The sequence below is a fragment of the Paenibacillus gansuensis genome (assembly GCF_042684925.1).
Taxonomy (GTDB): domain Bacteria; phylum Bacillota; class Bacilli; order Paenibacillales; family DY6; genus Paenibacillus_N; species Paenibacillus_N gansuensis.
Genome location: NZ_JBHUME010000010.1, coordinates 73150 through 95134 on the forward strand (window position 1 = coordinate 73150; position 21985 = coordinate 95134).

A 21985-nucleotide genomic window follows, 5' to 3' on the forward strand; every position below is an offset into this window, starting at 1 on the left:
AGGGAGTCTTGAATGGCCTGATCAGAAAGACGTTCAATCCAGGTAAGAAACGAGATGGATGAGGAAAGGAAGTAGATGATGGATGAAGAAGAAAAGGCTGATGATATTTCTGACGGTAATGATGATAGCAGTTACCTGCCTAACGGGATTACAATCAACGAGTGCGGCTGATGTGAACCGGGCAACCGGCGGAACGGTAACGGCCGGGGGAGAGAACGCCCCTAATGAAAGTGCGGCTAAGGCATTCGATAGCAACGTGAATACGAAGTGGCTAAATTTCCAGGCAACAAGCTGGATTCAATACCAATTCACGGGTGGAAATGCATACACAATCAGCAAATATACCATTACATCAGCCAATGATCACCCGGAACGCGATCCGGCCAGTTGGACGCTTAAGGGCTCGAATGACGGATCCTCATGGATATCACTCGATACCAGAAGCGGTGTGAACTTCAGCGGTCGACTCGAGAAACTCACCTTCACTTTCAGTAACTCAAATTCCTACAAGTATTACAGACTGGACAACATGAGCAATCATTCCGGAACGATTCTTCAACTGGCGGAAATCGAATTCATAGACTCAGGGGCTGGAGGTAGCGGGGTCGCAACCGCGCGAGGGGAGAATGCTCCGAATGAAACCGCGGCTATGGCATTCGACGGCAATGTTAATACGAAATGGCTGGATATGAGTGCAACGAGCTGGATCCAATACCAGTTCGCTGTCGCAAAAACGGTTAAGCAATATACGATTACTTCGGCTAATGACGATCCTGGACGCGACCCGTCGAGTTGGACGCTTAAAGGCTCGAATGACGGAGCTTCTTGGACCTCTCTGGACACAAGAAGCGACGTGAACTTCAGCAGCAGATTCCAGAAGCTGACCTACACGATCTCGAACTCCACGGCCTACAAGTATTACAAGCTTGACAATATCTACAACCACAGCGGTTCAATTACTCAATTGGCGGAAATCGAACTGCTCGACACCGCATCCGGCACGGGAAAATTCCAAGTGTCTGGATCTAAAATACTGGATCCTGCGGGAAATGAATTTGTTATGAAAGGGATTAATGTGAATGGCCCGAGGTGGCCGTATACACGGGAAACGACGCCGGACGCAGGTCTGATTGCGGACACCTGGAAATTCAATGCGGTTCGTGTCAACACTATGCCCCGCATGGAGCAGCACGGTATTGCAAACAACCTGGATTTGGATGCAATTGTGAATGCCTACACGGCTAAAAATGTCGTTGTCATCATCGAGAACCACGACATCTACGGCACATGGGCTGAAGATAATGTGACATATGACTCCAGTGGAAACCGTATTCCCTCGGTAACCGAAATGAAAAACTGGTGGATTGAGATTGCAAATAAATATAAAAATAATACGTATGTCTGGTTTAATATTGCCAATGAACCAGGTACCGGGAGCTATACGAATGTGAACTCCATCGCCAAATGGAAGTCATTCCATGACACGATTACAAGCGGCATACGTAACACCGGGGCAACCAATGTGATTATGCTGGACGATCATAATTGGGGGCAGGCCAACGGCTATCATAACGGCACAAGTGATAGCGCTGTCATTACGCACGGAAGCTACTTCACGCAAACATATACAAATATGACGTTCTCTCTTCATATGTACGGCCTCTGGGCTAATAGCTCCTCGCGGCTGTCTGCTTACATTACAGATGCCAAAAACAAAGGCTTGTCGGTTGTCGTCGGGGAATATGGAGCAGGAGACGGCTCTTCCGCGCTTTCTGTAGAATCCATGTTTAATTATGTTATCCCGAATAAAATCGGCCGTATTGCCTGGCATTGGTCGAGCGAGCTGGGTGATACTTACAATTTAACAACCGGCTCTCAAAACGGTGGCGGCTATGAAATCAATCAGACGAACGGAACCAAACCATCGAATTTAACTTGGTTCGGCGGACTCGTGTGGGACGACAATCACGGTTCGCTCAGCGCCCCGATTGCAGCTAATCCATATCCGATTATGGAAAACGGAAACTTCGATAACGGTATGAATGGCTGGAATAACTGGGGAGGCGCTTCTGTAACGAACTCCAATCTGGTGATCGCATCGGGAAATTCAGGAGGTTCAGGGCAGCAAATCCAGCTTCGTCCCAACACCACCTACAAAATCAGTGCTTGGGGAAAGCAAAGCGCGGATACATCAGACAGTACAGTCGTAGGCATTAAGTATATGGTGAACGGCAGCTACACACAGAAAGAGCTTTATTTCAATCAGTCGACCGGGGTATCCAAGGAGTTGACCTTCACTACGCCGGCTGACTTCTCAGATATTTGGTTGTTTGTATGGAAGAACAATTCGACCGTCAGTTTTCATGGTGATAACTTTCAGATCACCCAGCAATAAAACATAAACGAATTCCGGGCAAGTCAATTCCCAGCTGGGCTGCTGCGGCAGCCCTTTTTAGTATGAAAATATGCTCTGCTGAGTCTAGTAATAAAGATTATGACTACGTTTGTTTGGCTCGTATGGGCTAACGAACTGGATACACGCTATTTTGCTCAAAATCATGGTTTGGAAATTGTACCGAATCGGTATATCGTTATTTGGTGAATTTGAGCGTACAATGCGGCAAAAAAGGACAAATAGCGTGTTTGTAGATTCGATATAAAAGCCGGGCCCCTGGGGCACCGGCTCATCTCATAAATTGCGCAACAACACCTTAGCGCTTCACAAACTGCCAGCGCTGTGCCGGGTGGTTGTTGTCCTCCCACAACCATACGTTCGTGCCGGCTGTAGTGCCTGCTCCTTGGGCATCCATCATCAGGTTGGCATGGACATTCTTTACTTCGTAGTAGCCTCCGCCTACGCCGGAGAATACCCAACGCTGTGCATTATGCCCGTTATCCTCCCACACCTGAATGTTCGTTTCCTTCACAGTGCCGGCACCGGCATTATCTAACGCTTTATTGGCGCTAATATTAATGAGCTTATAGTTGCCGCCGCCCATATCGTTGATTCGCCAAGCCTGCGCATCGCTGTTATTATCCGCCTGCAGCTCGACATTTCCGTTAGAAGCCGCGTGCAGCGCGAGCCCGCTGTTCTGATTGATCACCTCATAGATCGATCCGGACTCGATGCCGGCTGCCAAAGGCGCTCCGGCTCCGTTCGACAACGTGCCTGTCATTTGCCATAGATCATAGCTCCACAGCGAGTCGCAATTGGAGCAGCTGTCTGTAAATACGGCACGGATGGAACTGGAAGACGTTAATCCGCCCCAAATATCACGGGCCAAACCTCCGTTATGATTGCGGGCAAACCCCGTCTGTCCCGGCGTAATGTAACCTACCCGCTGCCAGCTTCCGCCGCCGCTCCATACATTGGCTCCGGGGATGCTTACAATTTCCAGGCTGTCCCCGATAAAATTAGGATCGCTCGTCGGGTATGGGTGCATTTCCCGAATGGCGAAAAAGCGGTCGCGGGAACCGTCATATGCGATATCGTAGTTGTTCAGATAATCCGCATTCCCATCCGTACCTGTCAATCCAGAAGTAGTAAGCTTCAGAGGAGACCCAATCGAAGGTGCGGACATGTTGTTCAGGTTAATATCCCGGCGCCACGCACCGAAGTCGCCGCTCTCCGTTCCTGTGTAGAACAGGAGCACGCGGCCGTTGCCGTCGACGCTGGTAGCAGTCGGCTGGCCTACACCCCAAGTATTATCCAGCGGATGTGTAACGATCGGATTCGGATACCTCACCCAGGTATTGGCCGAGAGATCGTTGGAGAAAGCGACGCCGATCTGGTTATTGCAGCTGCAGGCATGGTCGTTGCCAAGGTAGAACATGGCATAATTATAGAGAGTGCCGTTGTAATTAAATTTGCCGCCAATAACCGAAGGGTCGCAAATGTGGAAATCGTCCCAAGCGCCGTTCGGCCCGGAAACCAGCACTTCCTTGGATTCCACAACGGATCCGTTCACCCTTTTGGTATAGTAAATGCTGTCATGCACATCCCCGCTGATCTTATTATGGCAGGTGTAAATATGGTCTGTCATACCGCTGCTGACAACCGATGGGGCGTAGGTGTAGATGTTTCCTGACGGGTCATACACGGATTGAAGAGACGAGCTGTTCCAGGAAATAGCCGCCTCCGCCGTCTGGAATGGGAACCCCAGCAGCGTAAACAACAGCGTAGACAGCAGCAGAGCTTTCCAAATCTTGATTTTCATAATAAACCTCCTATGCGTATTTGGATTTACAGCCCGATGCAAAATGTACACGCTTACAAAAGGCTGCATAACCAAAATACACCACACTCCTTCTGGGAAACTATCAGGATTTGGCGATTCCTTTATAGATTTTGATCAGCATGTTGTTGACGATACTGGGTTGGGGTCAAATGAACGGCCTTTTTAAACAGGAAACTGAATTGGGGCAGGCTGCCAAACCCGCACTCGAAAGCAATATCCGTAATGGGGGTGGCGGAGTGAAGCAGCATTTTCTTGGAGCAGTCGATGCGTGCCTGAAGCAGGTATTGATTCGGAGAGGAACCGGTTGACTGTTTGAATAAACGGCGGAATTGATCATAGCTGCAGTCCAGGCTTGCCGCCAGTTTCCGCATATCTACCAAACCGGTGCAGAATTGCTCGATGTGGCTTCGGGCATAAGCAATTTTATGACTGCCTGCCTGATGTCCGGAAGCGGCTGTCCGCCGGCCCAAAGCGGCAATCAGGGAGATCAGCCCGCCCTGCAGGGCGTAACTCTGGAAGCTGTCCTTGACGGCTGTTTCGGTGTGCATATGCAGAAGTAGATTCAGAACGGTGCCGTCCCCGTCCTCGAACAGCCCGTTACCCAGCCGGATCGGATGGTTGCCGTACCGGAAACAAAGAAACAGGACTTCCGTATCGATACTGCGGATTTCGTCATGCTTACAGCCGGGAAGAATGACCGCATACATGCCCGATTTATAGGGATAAGGGCTGCCCTCAATACGCGAAACGCCTTCTCCGGACAGATAATAAACAATTTCAATGCCGGCATGAATATGCTCCTCGATCCGGGTGCCGGCTTTGCGGACGGTACGGTGCAGGAAATCGAACGAACACTGAATCATATACAGGCCTCCCGTCGGCTGCCGTCAATTGGTGGCATATTGATGCTTGGAAATTCTCGGCACTTTATGGGGCGGAGCGACCCGTTCCGGCTGTGTCCGCTCATCGATACCGATCCGGTAGCCTTCGCGGTATTGGCCGGGCGTGATGCCGACCTCGCGTTTGAACAGCTTGCAGAATTGGGCGTCGGTAGAGAAACCGGATCGGCTGGCAATATCGGAAATGGACAGATCCGTATTTCCAAGCAGATCGCAGGCGCGCTCAATCCGTTTGGACAACAGGTATTGCTGCGGGGAAACTCCGGTTTCCTCTTTGAACAGATGGCGAAACCGGTCATAACTATAGCCGGAATCCTCGGCAAGCTGTCCCAAGTTTAACTTCTGCTGAAAGTGATCGTCAATGAAACGCCGGAATGACAAAAGCTTTTTGCCCCGGGCTTGGAGTGACCACATTTCATGCATGCGCCGGGATAATTCCACGGCAAGCTGTCCGGTTAAACAGTCCAGCATCATGGATTGGTGGGTTCGCTTCGTGCTGAACTCCTCGTACAGCACATGCAGCAGATTGAGAATCAGGTCGTCTTCATCCTGAAACATCCCTTCCGGCAGCATGAGCGCATGGTCGTCGCAGGAAAAGCCGAAGAAGATCACATCCGTGTCTTCCGTCCTCCGCTCATCGTGCATCGTGCCCGGGCGGATGACGCAGTAGCTGCCGGGACCGAATTGGTATGTATTTTCCCCGATTTCGGTCTCGCCCTTGCCTTCGAGATAATAAACCAGCTCGAAACAGTTATGCGAATGGTGAGCGATGTACATTTGCTTTCCCCGAATAGAGCGGAATATGAATTCAAATTTCACGAAAAGTCCCCCTTCGCAAGAACTTAGCCATTTCGTACAATAGATCGGCCAAAACGTTATAAAAGCGCTTTCTCAAACAATGATATGCTAAAAGCATCCCGTAGGCAACCCTCCTTTCAGATGTGGTAACGGTAACATAGGAGAATCGAAACGGGCCTAATAGATTGAATTGACTTTCTTGCTATACATTCATGATTGCGTTTACACAATGGACACTCTTTCTTTGTGTAACCGGTACCCTATCTCCTGACGATAATAGAACGAAGGTTTGATGCTATGGCAACGATTAGAGATGTAAGCAAGCTGGCCGGATGTTCCGTGGCTACCGTTTCAAGGGTGATCAACCGGAAAGGGTATGTGCATAAGAACACGGAAGAGGCCATCAAGTCCGCCATGAAGGCACTGAATTACTCGCCGGACAGGATTGCCAGAAGCCTCGCAGGCAAAGGGTCGTTAACCGTGGGACTGGTCATTCCCGACATCCTGAATCCGTTCTTCCCTCAACTGGCGAGGGCCATCGAAGATGTGGCCAGCGATAACGGTTATAACGTGATTCTCTGTAATACGTCCAACGATCCGGCCAAAGAGCGAAAATGCCTGGATGTTCTCATCAGCAAACGGGTAGACGGCATTCTGCTGGCATCTTCCACGATACTTCCGGAACAGATTTTGGAGCTGCAGCGCAGCGCGATCCCGGTAGTGCTCATCGATCACCAGTTTCCCGAGATTCCGATTCTCTCCATCGTGGCGCGCAACCGCGAAGGCGGAGCTATAGCGGTGAGGCACCTTCTGGAAGAGGGCTGCCGCAAGATCGGACATATCCGGGGACCGCTTCACGTAGCCGCTTCTTTGGATAGATGCCTCGGTTACGAGGACGAATGCGGATCGGAGCCATGGTTCATACCAAGCCTGATCGCCCAAGGGGACTTTCATTCGGAAGGCGGATTTCGGGCCATGCAGGAACTGATTTCCCGGCATCCCGATATAGACGGCGTTTTTGCCGGAAACGACCAGATGGCCATCGGGGCATTACATGCGTTATATAAGCTTGGCATCGAGGTTCCGCAGCAGGTAAAGCTCATCGGTTTCGACGGTATAGCTTCCAATCGGACCGTACCCCAGCTTTCTACTGTTTCCCAGCCGATTTATACGATGGGTTCACAGGCGATGGAATATCTGCTTCGCTTGATCGCAGGGGAAACGCTTCCTCAACAGGTGCATGAATTCGAGGTTCAGCTGGTCATTAAAGAAACTACTAAGGCAGAAGGGAGGATGGCCGTACAATGAAAAAAACAGGCATTATGAACAGGGAGTTGGCCCGATTGATTGCATCGCTCGGCCATACGGACCGCATCGCGGTCGTCGACAGCGGATATCCGATTCCTCCTTCCATTCCGTCGATCGACCTATCGCTTCGCAAAGGTTACCCCGGGATTGCAGAGACCATCGAGGAAATTGCGAAAGAACTGGAGGTCGAGGGAATTACCTATGCGGAAGAGTCCGACAGCCATTGCCTTGCTTTAATTGCGGAGGTACAGGCGATATTCCCCCAGGCGGAGGCCAACCGGATAGCGCATGCAAGCTTTAAAGAGCTGGTAAAAGAGTCGATCGCCGTCATTCGGACCGGGGAATGCATTCCGTATTCTAACGTAATTCTTCATGCGGGCGTAGCATTTTAGCTGCATTATGATGAGAGGGGTGATGTTCCGGCGCAAAAAAAAGCAACTAACTTATGCGCTTCATGCTGGCGGCGATTGAGCAGAATCGCAGGCACAGCGGCATCAAGTCAGTCACTTAGGTAATGCATCCTTATTATGGTACAACAAGTCAGGGGTTACAGCAAGGCACAGTTTTGGCAATGGTAAACCAAATTGTCCGGGAGGTCCACAATGAGAACAAAAAAACAATGGCTCAGCCTGCTGATGATCACGGCACTGCTCGTTTTGTCTGCGTGCAGCGGAAATAATACAGGCTCGAACGCCGGTACGAATAATGCGCCTGATAAGTCGGAGACCGACACAGGAACAGCGAACAGCGGAAATACACCTGGGGAAACCGGGAATTTGGACCCTGTTAAAGTCGACTGGTATATCAATCTTTCCTGGTGGAAGTACTCAGGCGAGTGGGGGAAAGACAAGTTTTCCCAATATGTGAAAGAAAAGTTCGGGTTGGACCTGAATTTTATTACCCCGGCTACGGATGATGGACAGAAGCTGTCCGCCATGGTTGCTGCCAATGAGATTCCGGATATCGTGACGGTGGAAGGCTGGAAGAACGACCAGCGGTTCCTGATCAAGCCGGGCTTGGTGCAGCCGATGAACGATCTGATCGCCAAGTACACGCCGGAGTTCAAGCCTTATGAGGACATTTTCAACTGGTATAAGGAACCCGACGGCAAAACCTATGGTCTCCCGAACTATGCTTACTCCAAAGAACTGATCAAAGAAGGCGAGAAGCTGGAGCCGAACACCTCCTTCACCTTGCGCAAAGACATCTACGATCAGATCGGCCGGCCTGACATTTCAACACCGGAGCAATTTATAGCGGCTTTGGAAAAAGTGAAAAATGAAGTGAAATCCTACGACGGCAAGCCGTTGATCCCGCTGCAGCTGTACGACGGCATCGATAGTTCGGCGAACTGGCTGTCCCAGTATTTCTCCACTCCGTTCGAAGACAAGGACGGCAACTGGGTGGATGTGCGGATGCACGAGAAGTACTACCAAGGTCTCAAGCTGTTAAACGAAGCGTATAACAAAGGCTTGATTTCCAAGGAGAACTTCTCCGAAACCCGCGACCAGATTAATGAAAAAGTAGCCAGCGGACGTGTATTCTCGATGTTCACAGCATCGCAGGACTTCGGAAACCAGATGCGCACGTTGTATAAAGCGGATCCGAAAGCTTTGTACGAAACTTTTGTTATCAAAAATTACGACGGCGATAAGCCGTACCTGCAGGATCTCCGCGGTTTCGGCTGGTTGTATACCATGGTCAGCAAAGATACGAAATATCCTGACCGGATTATGAAGTTCCTGGCGTTCCTGAACAGCAAAGAAGGCCAGTATATGACGGCTTTCGGCTGGGAAGGCGAGACGTACACGAAGAATGCAAGCGGACAGTTCGAATGGACGGAAGCTTACGATGCAGCGAACAAAGACGGCTCCGCAGCCGCCAAATGGGGAATCGGATTTAATCTTCAACAGGATTGGCTGACCGTCAAGGATTTGTATGCTCCTTCCAAAAATCCGGAAGATGTCTACATCAACGATATGAAGAAGCCGCTGCTTGAACATAGCTATGACTTCAATGCGAACAACAACCGTATCGATCCGGCCGATCCGCGCTGGAATCAGATGAACCAAATCAAGACACAGCTCGAACTGGAATGGAAAAAACAGCTTCCGCAAATCATCATGGCTAAAACCGAGAGCGATATGAAGGCGAAATACGACCGTGCCGTTGCTCAAATGAAGAAAATCGGCTGGGATAAATGGTATGCGTTCCAAAACGAAGGCTTTAAGAAAACGAAAGAAATTTTAGGATATCAGGTTGGCTGGCCAGGAAACGCGAAGTAGCTTGGTATAGAGAAGGCTGCTGCCCAGATTGATGCGGCGGCAGCCCTCTTTTTCAGAGAAAGGATGAGTTTCATGCAGGCATCGAAAGCAGGCTTCCTTAGAAGATGGCTGGGCCAATGGCAGATCCAGCTGATGGCACTGTGCGGGATTGCGTTCATTCTCGTATTTTGTTATCTGCCCATGATCGGGATTGTGATGAGTTTTAAGCTGATGGATTATTCGTATAACCTGACCAAGGATTTTTTTATCGCGCCATGGGTGGGGCTTCAATATTATCTGGAGTTTTTTAACGATTATCAGTTTGTGGACATTTTGAAAAATACGCTGTTTATGAACCTTCTGCAGCTGGTGTTCAATTTTCCGGCACCGATTCTGTTTGCTATTCTGATCAGTGAAGTGTTCCATACGCGTTTCAAAAAAATTGTGCAGACGATCACCTATTTTCCTCACTTTCTGTCGTGGATCGTGTTTGGCGGGATCGTGATGAACTTGATCGCTCAGGAAAGCGGCGTTGTGAATCCGTTACTGATGTTTTTTGGAGTGATTAACGAGCCTATCGACTTCATGGGGGATCCGAACAAATTTTGGGGACTTGTGGTGGTAACTTCCCTGCTGAAAGGGTTGGGCTGGGGTTCGGTGATCTATCTGGCGGCCATCATGTCCATTGATACTTCCCTTTACGAAGCAGCGACACTTGACGGGGCCAGCCGAATTCAGCGGATACGCCATATTACGATTCCCTCGATCTCGGGGACGATCATTATTTTCTTCCTTTTATCGTTAAGCAACCTTCTGAATTCGTCGTTTGACCAAATTTGGGTGTTCCAAAGCCCTCTGAACCTGGAAAAAAGCGAGGTAATCGATACCTATGTCTATAAAGTGGGTCTGACGCAAATGCGTTATTCCTACACCACCGCCGTGGGCGTTTTTAAATCCGTGATTGCTCTGATTTTGCTTGTGTCGGGCCACTATATCAGCAAACGGCTGGCTGGACGCGGGTTGTTTTAAGAAGGGAGAGAGACTGATGGTCGGTATGAAAAAGTGGGATACGTTCAGTATTGTGAATTATGTGTTTTTGACTTTGTTTTGCCTGCTGACACTGTATCCGATCATTTATGTAATCGCCGGCTCGTTTAACGAAGGAAATGATTATATGCGCGGTGGCGTGTATTTCTTCCCGAGAGTATTCAGTTTGGCGAGCTATGAGATTGTGTTTAACGATGACCGCCTATATACGGGGTTCTTCATTTCCATTTCACGGACTGTAATTGGAACGGTGACTAGTGTTCTGTTTACGGCAATGGTTGCTTACGCGATGTCGCGCAAAACGCTGATGGGCCGGAACGCGTACTACTGGTTGAACCTGATGACGCTGTTCTTCAGCGGCGGACTGATTCCTTATTTTCTAGTATTAAAAAATCTGCATCTGCTGGATTCGTTCCTGGTATATATTATTCCGACGTTATTTTCGGTATTTAATATGATCATCTTTCAAGGCTTCTTCCGGGAGATTCCCGAGGAGCTGCATGAATCGGCTACGGTGGACGGTGCCGGCGATTTCCGAATTTTTCTGCAGCTATTCATTCCGCTGTCGATGCCGGTGCTCGCTACAGTGGGCATGTGGAACGCGGTTTGGCACTGGAACTCTTTCTTTGACGCCATGCTGTTTACGAACAGCGAGAAGCTGATGCCTCTGCAGCTGTATCTGATGAAACTGATTAAGGAAGCGGATGTGCTGACGGCGACAAGCAAATATGTACCGCCTCAGGCGATGAAGAATTTCAGCGTACAGACGGTACGGATGGCGGCCATTGTGGTGAGTACGGTTCCTATCCTGTGCATCTACCCGTTCATGCAGCGGTACTTCGTGACGGGGATTATGGTCGGTTCGCTGAAAGGATAACGATATTAATAGAAGAGATAAGTATAGGATGGAGAAAAGCCGGTTGGAGGGACGGGAATGGCGGAGGACACGGCAGTGAGGGCCCAAGAAGAGGCTGCTATAGAGAGAAAACTGAATTGGGCCCATACAACGAAAGTGTATACCGAGCATTTGTGGGATCACGGGAAGTTGTGTGCGAACCCTCATAAAGGCTGGTATATGCATTATTACGATAATAGTATACATCGGTACTGGAACACGATCGAGCCAGGCGATTACCTGGAGGATTTTCCGGGCATGGACCATCTGTACCTACGGCTGGCTTGGAGCTATTTGGAGCCGGAAGAGGGGAAGTTTGACTGGGAGATCATAGACCGTGTGATCCGGGAGTGGACGCCGCGCGGCTACGGAATCAGCTTCCGTATCAGCTGTATGGAGGCAGGGGTTGACCAACCGTTCGCGACACCGCGATGGGTAATGGAAGCGGGAGCCAAGGGGGAGTTTATCGTACCCTGCTACTCCTCTGAGCATAAAGAGGGACAGCTGAACTGGGAGCCGGATTACGGGGATCCAGTGTTTCTGGAGAAGCTGGAACAGTTTCACCGTGTGTTTGCCGCCCGTTACGCCGCAGAGCCCTGGTTCCGTTATATTGACATCGGAAGCTATGGCGTTTGGGGGGAAGGGCACACGATCTGCTCGTCACAGCGCGACTGGCCGGCAGAGGTCATTAAGAAGCACATCGATCTGCATCGGCAGGTTTATCCAGATGCGCTGGTCGTAGTGTCGGATGAGCTTATTAACATGCGGATCTATACGACGGAGGATCACGAAGATACCGCGGATGAATTGCAGCGGTACGTGTTGGACAACAAGCTGGGACTTCGTGACGATACGATCAGCGTGCCCGGTATCCAACGGGAGACTTCGTTCCACCATTTGCGGAGTGCCGAGCTGTATGAGTATTTTTGGCGGGACACCCCGGTGAACCTGGAGCTTCATCACTATGAAGATGCGCTGGCCCGCGGCGGCTGGGAGGACGGCGTACCGTTAACCGGGGCGTTGAGGGAGTCACATGCGACCTATCTTGGGTTCCATGGCTCGCCTGGGGATTTCCTCAAGGATAACCCAAAGCTTGCCGTGGATTTGGCCAACCGGGCAGGATACTGGTATTTCATCAAATCCGTGGAACATTCCCGCCGGCTTGGTCCGGACGGAGAATTGAAGCTGCGGCTTGTGTGGGAAAACCATGGGGCCGCCCCTAGTTACCGCAGTTTTGGACTAACGGTAAAAGTAGAGCTTCTAGATGAAGGAGCAGGAGCTTGCGGACCGGCAGGCGGCGGGGGCCGGACTTATCACCGGGAACATGTTCCAATGTCCGGAAATCTGAATTGGCTGCCGGGCGGCATTAAGGATGAAACTTACAGGCTCCGCCTGCCGGAAGCATTCCGGGGCCGTACTTGTTCGCTGAAGGTGAGACTGCTGGACGAGGGCGGCCATGAGCCGGTGCTCATAGAGCTGGGCTTGACCGATCGGGTTAGAGATGAAGAAGGATTTTATCAAGTTACCGTGATGGAGTTTATTGGAGGTTAAATGGATGTCAGAACTAGTGCATGTGGGGCAAAGTGCAGAACTAGTGCAAGTGGGACAAAATGAAGAACTATTGGAGCAAAATGAGTTGTACGTTCCGGCCGCACCGGTTCGGATATTGTTGGATACGGATATCGGGCCGGACTGCGACGACGCCGGCGCCGTAGCGGTGCTGCATGCGCTGGAGCGGGCGGGCGAAGTGAAGATTGCCGGGATGATGCATTGCACTTCCAGCCGTTGGGGAGCGGGCTGCCTGGATGCGTTGAACGTTTATTATGCCCGGGAGGGTATTCCTGTGGGGACCCTGAAGGAGCCGGGGTTTTTGGATGATGATTCCGTTCACGCCAAATACAACAAAGGCATCACCCTGCAGTACCCGAACCGGTACCGGGAGGAAGAGGCTCCCGATGCAGTTGCCTTGTACCGCCAGCTGTTAGCGGAAGCACCCGATGGGGAAACAGTGATCGTAGCGATCGGGCCGCTGCCGAACTTGCAGCTGCTGCTGGAAAGCGGTGCGGATGCTTATTCCCCGCTGTCCGGTTTGGAGCTGGCGGCCCGGAAAGTGAAGCATCTGATTGTGATGGGAGGCCACTTCCCGGAAGGGGCGGAGTGGAATTTCCAGATGCACCCTGCTTCGGCTGCTTATGTATGTGAGCATTGGCCTACTGCGATCACTTTTACCGGGTTTGAAATCGGTATAGATATCCATACCGGAAGCCGGCTGTTTACCGATCTGCCGGCCGAACACCCGGTACGCCAAAGCTACGCCTGGTATGTCGGCGAAGGCGGGACCAGGCACAGCTGGGACCTGACGGCCGTGTTGTATGCGGCCCGCGGTTACGAATCTTATTGGGAACTCGTGCGGGGGCACATCAGCGTAAACGCTGAAAACGGCGCAAACACATGGCAGAATGACCCGGCCGGCCGCCACGGCTACCTGAAAGTGAAGCTGGCCCCGGAACAAATAGCGGAATTGTTGGATGAGCTGATGTTGTAAATGATAAAAGGCTATGCGCAGTATGCGGCATAGCCTTTTTGGTGCCTGCATTCGAGAGCAAGCAGAGAGTCGTGCCGCTAACGAATCGTAGGCACGCTATTTCATGCGAATTAGGCGATATTCAAATGTAACGAACTCAGCTTACTTCGCCGCCGTGCCCCTTTTGCCGGCGGTGCCGGTGGCCTTAGCGAACTCCTCGCGGACGTCCTGCAGGCACAGCGGCTGCTCCAGCAAATCCAGGCCCGTCCAGGCGAGGGCCTTGGCGCCCATCAGCAGCGCATGCTGGCCGCGCTCGTCGCCGGCTGCCTCGCAGAACTCAGCCGTATGGCCTCCGTACGGGCTGTCCGGCATCTTAATATACGGGTGGATGGCCGGGACCACCTGGCTAACATTGCCCATATCGATCGAGCCGTGATCCAATCCGTGCTTGATCTCCTCCGGCGCGACACCAAGGGCAACCAGATTGCCTGTGAACAGATCGGATAACGCTTCGTTGGTGACCAAATTGTCGTAACCGAGCTCATAGTTGGAAATCTCCAGCCTGCAGCCGGTAGCCGCCGCTGCACCCCGTGCGCAGTTTTTTACTTTTTCGACAGCATCGGGAAGGGTGGATTTGGAACCGGTGCGAACGTAAAACTGGATTAAGGAGTAGTCCGGCACTACATTTGCGGCTTCGCCGCCTTTTTTGATGATGCCATGGATTCTCACATCGGAGCGCAGCTGCTGCCGGAGCGCATTGATGCCGTTGAATGTTTGAATGGCCGCGTCCAAAGCGTTCACGCCCAGGTAAGGCTGGGAGGCGGCATGTGCCGTTTTGCCGTGGAACTCGAACTGGATCGCTTCCATGGCGAGGGATTTGCCGCTGCGTTCGTAGACGGATGCCGGATGCGCCATCATCGCCGCATCAATTCCCTCGAAGTAGCCCTGCTCAGCCATCGTAACTTTGGCCCCGCTAGTCTCCTCTGCCGGGGTCCCGAAGACGGTGACAGTCCCGCCGATTTGGTCCAGCGTTTCGGCAAGCGACATCGCCGCAGCGACGCTCATCACTCCGATCAAATTATGCCCGCAGGCATGCCCCAGTCCCGGCAGCGCGTCGTACTCGGATAAATAGGCAATATGCGGACCGGGCTTGCCGGAATCATATACAGCCCGAAACGCGGTTTCCAAACCCGCAGTCCCCCGCTCTACTTGAAAGCCATGCTCCTCCAATATCCCGCTCAGCAATGCCGAAGCTCTATACTCCTGGTGGCCCAGTTCCGGATTCTCCCATATCGTTCTGCTCGTTTCCCGCCACAACTCTGCTTTCTGTTCGATCCATTGGGCGGCACGGCGTTTCTCTTGACTCATCGTTGTCATCTCCTTGTTTTAATCTCTGGATGTTATGGTGCTTTTCCTCCTCATGTAGCAAGAAGAGTGCCATAAATTTGGGGCTAAGAGTGGCATTATTTTTGCTAAAAAAAGAATACACAAGCTCCTATACCCGATAACTTGATCAAAAGGCGATGTCTAGTTGGTTATGAGTGTAATTGGTTGTTTACTGGTGATCTCAAAGGAGGAAAAGAAATGCAGCAAGCTGTAAAATCGCGTTTCAAAACAACTATGGCTGTTCTGCTGACGGCAGTACTTTTATTCTCGGGGATGGGTTCAATGACACAAGCGGGAGCGACCGGGGGAGGAACCATGCAAGATGCAATGGAAGCTGTAAACAATGCAGAAGGAGCAGTCGGGGTGTTCGCGGTATTGAATACGCTTGGACTGCCCGGTTGGGATGAATTGTCCGGTACGGCACAGGAAGAGGATGTATCCTACGCGCTGCTGGATTGGATCGACGAGTACGGTGCGTTCACGGATGCGGCCGAGTTTGAAAAAGTAGTCAAGCTAGGTTTGGCGGTTGGGGGAGCTAACGACAAAATTTACGATAAAGAACCGCCGGCAGAGCTGGTCTGGCTGCTCGGGGAATTCGGCATTCCGGACTGGGACGCGCTGGATGAACAGCAGCAGACCGCGACTGCCCATGTGCTGCTTTTGAGCGGAAACAGCAAATCGGGCTTGTACTCAACCGTGTTCCGGTTTCTGACGGTTTGGGAAGCGGCGCTGGCATCGGTGCAATCGGCTGCGGCCCAGGCGCCGGTTGTTGAGGACGGAGCGGTGAATGTGCCTATGCAGGCAACCGGAGTTCCGGTTCCGGGTCAAGGGGAGGCGCTTCGCTGGGCTTCGGACAATCCGCGCAGGGCGGAAGCTGATCCTGTAACAGGTGCCGTTAATCCGCTGCGATACGGTGATGTGACCATATCTTACGTACTTTACAACACTGCTGACAAATCCATTAAAAACTACGGATCCAAACAAATCCATATCAGCGATCCGGTCGCTCCGGAGGGAACGGTATATCCGCCAACGGAAGGGTATATGGAGCACTTCTACATTGTATTCTCGGAAGAACTGGAGGAGACTGTTAAGGATTTGACTGCACCCGATGATCTTTTTGAAAAAGTGGAAGTCATCGGAACTGACGGCACGCCGTCAGATTATCCGCTTGCGGAGGGTTCTGTAACGTGGCCCAGGGCCGATATTGCCCGCATCACCTTACCGGATTTGAAACTTGCGCGCGGGGAGAAGCTGAAGCTGACTTATGCCGAGGCTGTACGTGATTTTGGAGGGAACCGTGCTGTGCCTACGGAAACGGCCGCCGCTTCTGCAGACACGGACGGACCGGTCGCCCGTGTGGCGCTGCCGGATACGGGAGTAGCGGATCATGTTTATGTTCACTTCAGTGAAGCGATGAGTCCGGAAACGCTGGCAGCCGTGGCGGGAACCGAGCTGTTGGCTTCGGCCGAACTTCGGGCGGGCAGCGAGGTGATTCCGGTCACGGTATCCGCTGAGCCGGGGTCGGTAACCTGGGCTGTTTATGGCGGTGAGATACCTGCCGCAGCGGTTGCCATCGATCCTGTAACCGTGCCTGCCGGAGGTGTGTTCAAGCTTCAGTTTACGGACAGAGTCAAAGATTACTATAGAAACGCAATACAGCAGGGGACTGTTGTGCCTATAGGCGGTGCGTTCGATATTGAGAACGGCCCTCTGCATCAGGTGATCCGCAAAGCAGCAGGCGGGCGGCTCCCTGTCATTGCACATGTCATGTCTTCCCGAAGCAGCTTGAACGCCGCGGAAGATGAATTCTATGAAGACACGAAAACAGCGGTATCCTATGAAAAAGAGTGGATTCAACAGGGCTTCGAGCCGGTGTTCGTTCCGATTCATTCGGACAACTACGAAACTGCCTCGGTTGATCCTGAAGTAATCAAAGCGATCAGCGGTGCTTCCGCTGTATTCATGGCCGGCGGGGATCAGGCGAAACATGCCCGTGCGTTCCTAACGGATGAGGGAGCCGACTCTCCCGCATTGGCGGCGATTAGAAACGTATTTTACGGCGGCGGCGCCATCGGAGGTTCCAGTGCAGGGGATCACATTCTCAGCGATATCATGCTGGGCGGCGGCGACAGCTATTCCGATTTGAAGCGTAATGACATGATCCGCAACTCGATTGCCGAGACATGGATCGGATCAAAAACGGATTCGGAGTCCGGACTGCTGCAGGGCTTCGGATTCCTGCCGGCGGATGTCATTTCGGACTCGCATTTCGATGCGCGGGGCCGCTTGGGCCGTCTTTTGGTATCCATGCGCGACTCCGGCAAATCATGGGGGATCGGCGTAGATGAGAATACAGGGTTCAGCTTGAGCGGGAACGTTGGGACCGTTACTGGCACGGGAGCCGTGTTCGTCATTGACGGAACCGAAGCAGTCTATGGGCCCGCCGGTTCTGAAACGCCATTCCATGCGGAAGGCTTCACCTTACACTACTTGACCGAAGGGGATCAGTTTAACCTGCAGACCAAATCAGTAATCACGTCGAAGCCGGCTGCAGCTGCCAGCAGTTCTGTCACTCCAACGAGCACTGATGTGTTTGGCGAGTATGAAACGACAGGTTTGCTCAAATCGTTAGCGGACAGTACGAAAAGCAAAGCCTATGGCGTGAGTGCGGAAAGTGAACCGAGGTTTTTGCTGACATTTGCCAAAAATGCGGAGACGCGCAGCTACAAATCCGGCGGGCTGTATACAATCACCGGAGTGGAGCTTGCAGTAGGGACAGGGGAACTGCCGGCGGATCCGGGACCGGGAACAGATCCTGGGACTGATCCAGGAACAAATCCGGGTACCAATCCTGGCGGGACCACTGGTAGTGTACCGGAAACGAAGCACAATGTGACCACAACGAAGGACCCGGTCAGCGGGAAAACAGCACTCACCGTCGACGTGAACAGCGATCTGCTGCTAAAAGCAATCCGCGAAGCTGCGGCCTCCTCGACTGTGAAGCAAGCGGTTGTAGACAGCGCAGCCGGAGCGGAAGCCGAGCGCATTGCGTGGAATGTCCCGTCCGGTGTTCTTACTGAGGCCGGCAAAGCCGGTGTGTACGTGGTTTTGAAAAGTGCCGGCGCGGATTTGTTCATTCCTGCTGATTCCCTTGGAACGCTGCAGAATACTCCGGTGTCCTTTGTGCTGGAAACTGTAGATGTTCCGGGAGTTGCCCTGCGGAAGCCGATTGCCGCCTATCAGCTCACGGTTCTTACCGGCGGTAAGGAGCTCGCATCATTTGCTAAACCAATCAAAATAGAACTCAAGTATAAGCCTTCCGATAGCAAGGAACACAGCCGGATTGCAGCCTTACTAAAAGGCGGCGAAGGCACGTTAGGCGTAAACTCTGCAGGTTGGACTGCGGTGTATTCTCCTGCAGGCGAAGCCAGCTGGCCGGTATTTTTGACTAAATACGGAGCGGCAGCCCTGATGAAATACGAAGGCATTTTCGGGGACGTTGCGGATGAGTCTTGGGCAGCAGGCGACATTATGTATCTGGCCGCTCACGGTGCCGCAGCCGGAACAGGGGATGGCCGCTTTGCTCCGGCAGATCCGGTTACCCGGGCGGAATTCGTGACTATGCTTGCTAAGGCATTAAATTTGGTGAAGCCGAAACAAGCTCTTGCTTTTGGGGATGCGAAACCGGAAGCCTGGTACGCAGAAGCAGTTGCAGCTGCTGTGGAGGCCAATCTGGTAACAGGAACCGGCGCCGATCAATTTGCTCCGCAGCGCGAAATTACCCGCCAGGAGCTGGCCGTACTTCTTACACAGGCGCTGAAGCATGCAGGCAGCAACAGTAAAGTAAGTACAACTGCTGCATTCAACGATGCAGGCGACGCGTCGGGCTGGGCGGAGGAAGCGATTCGTCAAGCCGCTGCCGCAGGCCTGATTTCGGGTTACCCGGACGGCAGTTTCCGTCCGCAGGCCCCGGCTGCCAGAGCGGAGGCTGCTTCGCTGGTGAAAAGATTGCTGGACATTTTGAACGGATAAAAGATTCACACTGAGGTAAAGGGGCAGCGCTAAAGCGTCTGCTCTTTTTCCTTTTTGGAAATTTCAGAAAGTACAAATGTTCACGTTATATCCGATTCTGAAATTTCTCCGGAATGAAACGAACTGCACGCCTAGAAAGACGGCGCCAGCCGTTTCACCTTGCGGAAGAAGTTTCCCTATGAATTGTTTCAGCACCTTGGCCAAGGCTTAATTAATTGCAGATGGGTACGGGAGTTAGAGCAGATGAAGGAGTGGATGAAGATGAAGGAGCTGGACCAGACGAAAGAAACCCGGGTCAACCTTTGGAAAAGCGTAAGCGGATTAACGGACGGGCAGCTGAATACGGAAGCAGTGGCAGGAAGTTGGACTATAGGGCAGGTGCTGGAGCATTTGTATTTGATGGAGACGATCATCGTCCGCACATTGGAAAAGGCGCTGTCATCCCCTGAAGATCGCCCGACGGATAAAAAGCCATACGAAGTGACCCTCGACCGCAGCCGGAAACTTTCTGCTCCTGACGGCCTTGTGCCTGCAGGGCATTTTCAGTCTTTGGAAGATGTAAAAATGAAGCTGAATACTTCACGGGAAGCGCTGGACAAGCTGCTGGCGGACTACAGCGGTGTGGATCTGAGGAAGAAGTCTCATCCTCATCCGGTGTTCGGAATGATGGATGCAGCGCAATGGGTGGATTTTATCGGTTATCATGAGCAAAGGCATACGCAGCAGATTGAAGAGCTGAAGCAGGCATTGCTTGCGGGGCAAAAGAAAATGTAAGCAGAAATCAGCCTTAACAGGGAAAACAAACAGCCGGGGAGCCTTGCAGACGGGATCTGTATAGGCTTTTTGTTTTGGATTTGACATGTGGGGGATCGTACTTTATAATTTAGATTGTATAAAATATAATTTAACAAAATACATGTTACCGGGAGGATTCACAATGAGCATTTATACCTATGAAGCGACAACAATTAAGGGAGAAAAGGTTTCCTTGGAGCAGTTCAAAGGGAAGGTTGTTATCGTGGCCAACACAGCAAGCAAATGCGGATTTACTCCTCAATATGAAGGACTGCAAAAGCTTTATGACAAGTACAAGGACCAAGGCTTGGTCATTCTGGGCTTCCCAAGCAACCAATTTGGCGAGCAGGAGCCGGGCAGCAACGAGGAAGTCAGCGAGTTTTGCCAACTGAACTATGGCGTGACATTCCCGATGTTTGAGAAAACGGACGTTCGCGGCGAGACTAAAGAACCGTTGTTTGCTTATCTGGTACAGAAAGCTCCGTTCAAAGGCTTTGACGTGTCTGATCCTAACGGTCAGAAGATGCAAAGCTTCCTTTCCGAGAAGCTGCCTCACATTCTGGAAGGCGACGACATCAAGTGGAATTTCACCAAATTCCTGATCGGCCGTGACGGCGAGAGCGTACAACGGTTCGAGTCCAACGTGAACCCGGCGGATATGGAAACAGCAATTGAGGCATTGCTGTAATAGATGTAATATAAAAAAAGGCACTGCGGATCTGTTGAGATCTGCGGTGCCTTTTTTGCTGCGGCCAGCCAGCTTAAGCCAGTTGCTGGGAAAGGATGTCCAGCGGACCGCCCTCTGCAGCTTCGTTCTGCAGGTCATATACGGAGATAGGGAACATCGGCAGCCCGTAGTAGTAAGGCGTAATAGCATAGAGTTGGTAGTATACGACAAGAGATTTGTCAGCTAAATAGTAGTCTTGGTCAGGGGCTACTCCGGGGAAGTTCCCGAGCAGCTGAATGTCTCTTTGCTTGATTTGTGCGGATACGATCGCGGAAAGTTTGGCAGTGTAAGCGGAGCCGGGCTTGAACAGGTCGCCAAGGCTGTACTTCCGTCCGGTCCGCACGTTAAACGTCTGCGATTTAGCCAACGTATTGCCGTGAGCCATCGGCGAGGAGTAGGCGTAGCTGCTGAGTATATGACTGAAAATGGCGCGCTCGTTTGTCTTAATTTCATAGTTGCCGATCGACTCCGGATTGGAGCCGGATAAGTATTGCTGCTGATATCGGAGCAGCTGCTGGGCGAGCTGCCGGATCTGATTGTTGATCTGCACTTGGACGGATGTACTCTTCAAGCCGGTTAAGGCAGGATAATGATACACGCCGCCAGGCGCCTGCAGCGTACGTGTTTCCGTTTGCACGGGAAATTCATAATTGGGCATGGTCCGGGTTCCTTTCGCGGGGGTTATCGTAGCCTATGCCGCCGGTTTGGTAGTGGTGCCAGTCCTGGTTTTTCCCGGGATTTTTGTATTAGTAGGTATTATTGCATGTATATTTCTATTGAAAAGTAGGTACTGTAATCTGCGCTTAAAGTCATAAAAATACAAGAAATCCATCGAATCATGTCTAAATATGAGACTTTTTTCCTTGTTTATTATATCATTCTATGTTATATTTTGGAGGAATTAAATCTATTATTTTCCTTATACATACGAAAAAGGCAAACCTGCTGAAAGGCAGGGACGCAAAGCCGTGGGTCTAAAGTTCTATCTTTGATAGGACCAGGATTGCCAGGTTGCCAGGGTGTATTGTAGGTGCTCATTCGGCATCCACCTTTGGTGTGATGTCTTTTT

The 21985-nt window shown here is 51.6% G+C and carries 16 protein-coding genes and 1 riboswitch; of the genes, 11 read left to right on the forward strand and 5 right to left on the reverse strand.

The features are described 5' to 3' along the window. Nucleotides 1-82: 82 nt before the first annotated feature. Nucleotides 83-2395: a cellulase family glycosylhydrolase gene (locus ACFSUF_RS16930; RefSeq protein ID WP_377604590.1), complete on the forward strand. Its 2313-nt coding sequence runs from the start codon at nt 83-85 to the stop codon at nt 2393-2395. A gap of 316 nt (nt 2396-2711) precedes the next feature. Here ACFSUF_RS16930 and ACFSUF_RS16935 read toward each other — a convergent pair whose 3' ends face one another. The 3 genes from ACFSUF_RS16935 to ACFSUF_RS16945 all read right to left on the reverse strand — a co-directional run bounded on the left by ACFSUF_RS16935 (nt 2712) and on the right by ACFSUF_RS16945 (nt 5956). Further along, nucleotides 2712-4217: an RICIN domain-containing protein gene (locus ACFSUF_RS16935; RefSeq protein WP_377604591.1), complete on the reverse strand. Its 1506-nt coding sequence runs from the start codon at nt 4215-4217 to the stop codon at nt 2712-2714. Between the two features lie 122 nt (nt 4218-4339). Further along, on the reverse strand, nt 4340-5101 hold the full coding sequence (locus tag ACFSUF_RS16940) for a helix-turn-helix domain-containing protein (protein WP_377604593.1): 762 nt from the start codon (nt 5099-5101) through the stop codon (nt 4340-4342). 24 nt (nt 5102-5125) lie between these two features. Next, nucleotides 5126-5956, reverse strand: coding sequence for a helix-turn-helix domain-containing protein (locus ACFSUF_RS16945; RefSeq protein ID WP_377604595.1), 831 nt, complete (start codon nt 5954-5956; stop codon nt 5126-5128). Nucleotides 5957-6232: 276 nt separating this feature from the next. Between ACFSUF_RS16945 and ACFSUF_RS16950 the strand changes: the two genes are divergently transcribed. The 7 genes from ACFSUF_RS16950 (at nt 6233) to ACFSUF_RS16980 (ending at nt 13994) form a co-directional block, all read left to right on the forward strand. Beyond that, entirely contained in the window at nt 6233-7243 is a 1011-nt protein-coding gene (locus ACFSUF_RS16950) for a LacI family DNA-binding transcriptional regulator (RefSeq protein ID WP_377604597.1), read from the forward strand. Next, nucleotides 7240-7635 (forward strand): D-ribose pyranase, encoded by a 396-nt coding sequence (gene rbsD, locus ACFSUF_RS16955; protein WP_377604598.1) that lies wholly within the window; start codon nt 7240-7242, stop codon nt 7633-7635. Before ACFSUF_RS16950 ends, rbsD begins: the two co-directional genes overlap by 4 nt. A 210-nt stretch (nt 7636-7845) precedes the next feature. After that, nucleotides 7846-9528: a hypothetical protein gene (locus tag ACFSUF_RS16960; protein WP_377604600.1), complete on the forward strand. Its 1683-nt coding sequence runs from the start codon at nt 7846-7848 to the stop codon at nt 9526-9528. Nucleotides 9529-9600: 72 nt separating this feature from the next. Continuing rightward, nucleotides 9601-10536 (forward strand): ABC transporter permease, encoded by a 936-nt coding sequence (locus ACFSUF_RS16965; RefSeq protein WP_377604602.1) that lies wholly within the window; start codon nt 9601-9603, stop codon nt 10534-10536. A 16-nt stretch (nt 10537-10552) separates the two neighbouring features. After that, complete coding sequence (locus ACFSUF_RS16970) at nt 10553-11431, forward strand: carbohydrate ABC transporter permease (RefSeq protein WP_377604604.1); 879 nt, start codon at nt 10553-10555, stop codon at nt 11429-11431. 57 nt (nt 11432-11488) lie between these two features. Further along, nucleotides 11489-13000 carry a beta-galactosidase gene (locus ACFSUF_RS16975; RefSeq protein ID WP_377604606.1) on the forward strand — a complete coding sequence of 504 codons (1512 nt, stop codon included), beginning with the start codon at nt 11489-11491 and terminating at the stop codon, nt 12998-13000. Nucleotides 13001-13004: 4 nt separating this feature from the next. Next, nucleotides 13005-13994, forward strand: coding sequence for a nucleoside hydrolase (locus tag ACFSUF_RS16980; RefSeq protein ID WP_377604608.1), 990 nt, complete (start codon nt 13005-13007; stop codon nt 13992-13994). A 141-nt stretch (nt 13995-14135) separates the two neighbouring features. Here ACFSUF_RS16980 and ACFSUF_RS16985 read toward each other — a convergent pair whose 3' ends face one another. After that, complete coding sequence (locus ACFSUF_RS16985) at nt 14136-15341, reverse strand: M20 family metallopeptidase (protein WP_377604610.1); 1206 nt, start codon at nt 15339-15341, stop codon at nt 14136-14138. 216 nt (nt 15342-15557) lie between these two features. Here ACFSUF_RS16985 and ACFSUF_RS16990 point away from each other — a divergent pair, with 216 nt between their 5' ends. The 3 genes from ACFSUF_RS16990 to ACFSUF_RS17000 all read left to right on the forward strand — a co-directional run bounded on the left by ACFSUF_RS16990 (nt 15558) and on the right by ACFSUF_RS17000 (nt 20877). Beyond that, complete coding sequence (locus ACFSUF_RS16990) at nt 15558-19394, forward strand: S-layer homology domain-containing protein (protein ID WP_377604612.1); 3837 nt, start codon at nt 15558-15560, stop codon at nt 19392-19394. A gap of 243 nt (nt 19395-19637) precedes the next feature. Further along, nucleotides 19638-20168, forward strand: a complete 531-nt coding sequence (locus ACFSUF_RS16995; RefSeq protein WP_377604614.1) for a DinB family protein — start codon at nt 19638-19640, stop codon at nt 20166-20168. A gap of 163 nt (nt 20169-20331) precedes the next feature. After that, nucleotides 20332-20877 (forward strand): glutathione peroxidase, encoded by a 546-nt coding sequence (locus ACFSUF_RS17000; RefSeq protein WP_377604616.1) that lies wholly within the window; start codon nt 20332-20334, stop codon nt 20875-20877. Nucleotides 20878-20950: 73 nt separating this feature from the next. Here the strand turns inward: ACFSUF_RS17000 and ACFSUF_RS17005 are convergent, their stop codons facing one another. Further along, the gene (locus tag ACFSUF_RS17005; RefSeq protein WP_377604618.1) at nt 20951-21574 is read right to left on the reverse strand and encodes an RsiV family protein; all 624 of its coding nucleotides are present in this window, start codon (nt 21572-21574) and stop codon (nt 20951-20953) included. Between the two features lie 267 nt (nt 21575-21841). Further along, a riboswitch (cyclic di-GMP riboswitch) is annotated at nt 21842-21935 on the forward strand. Nucleotides 21936-21985: the final 50 nt, after the last annotated feature.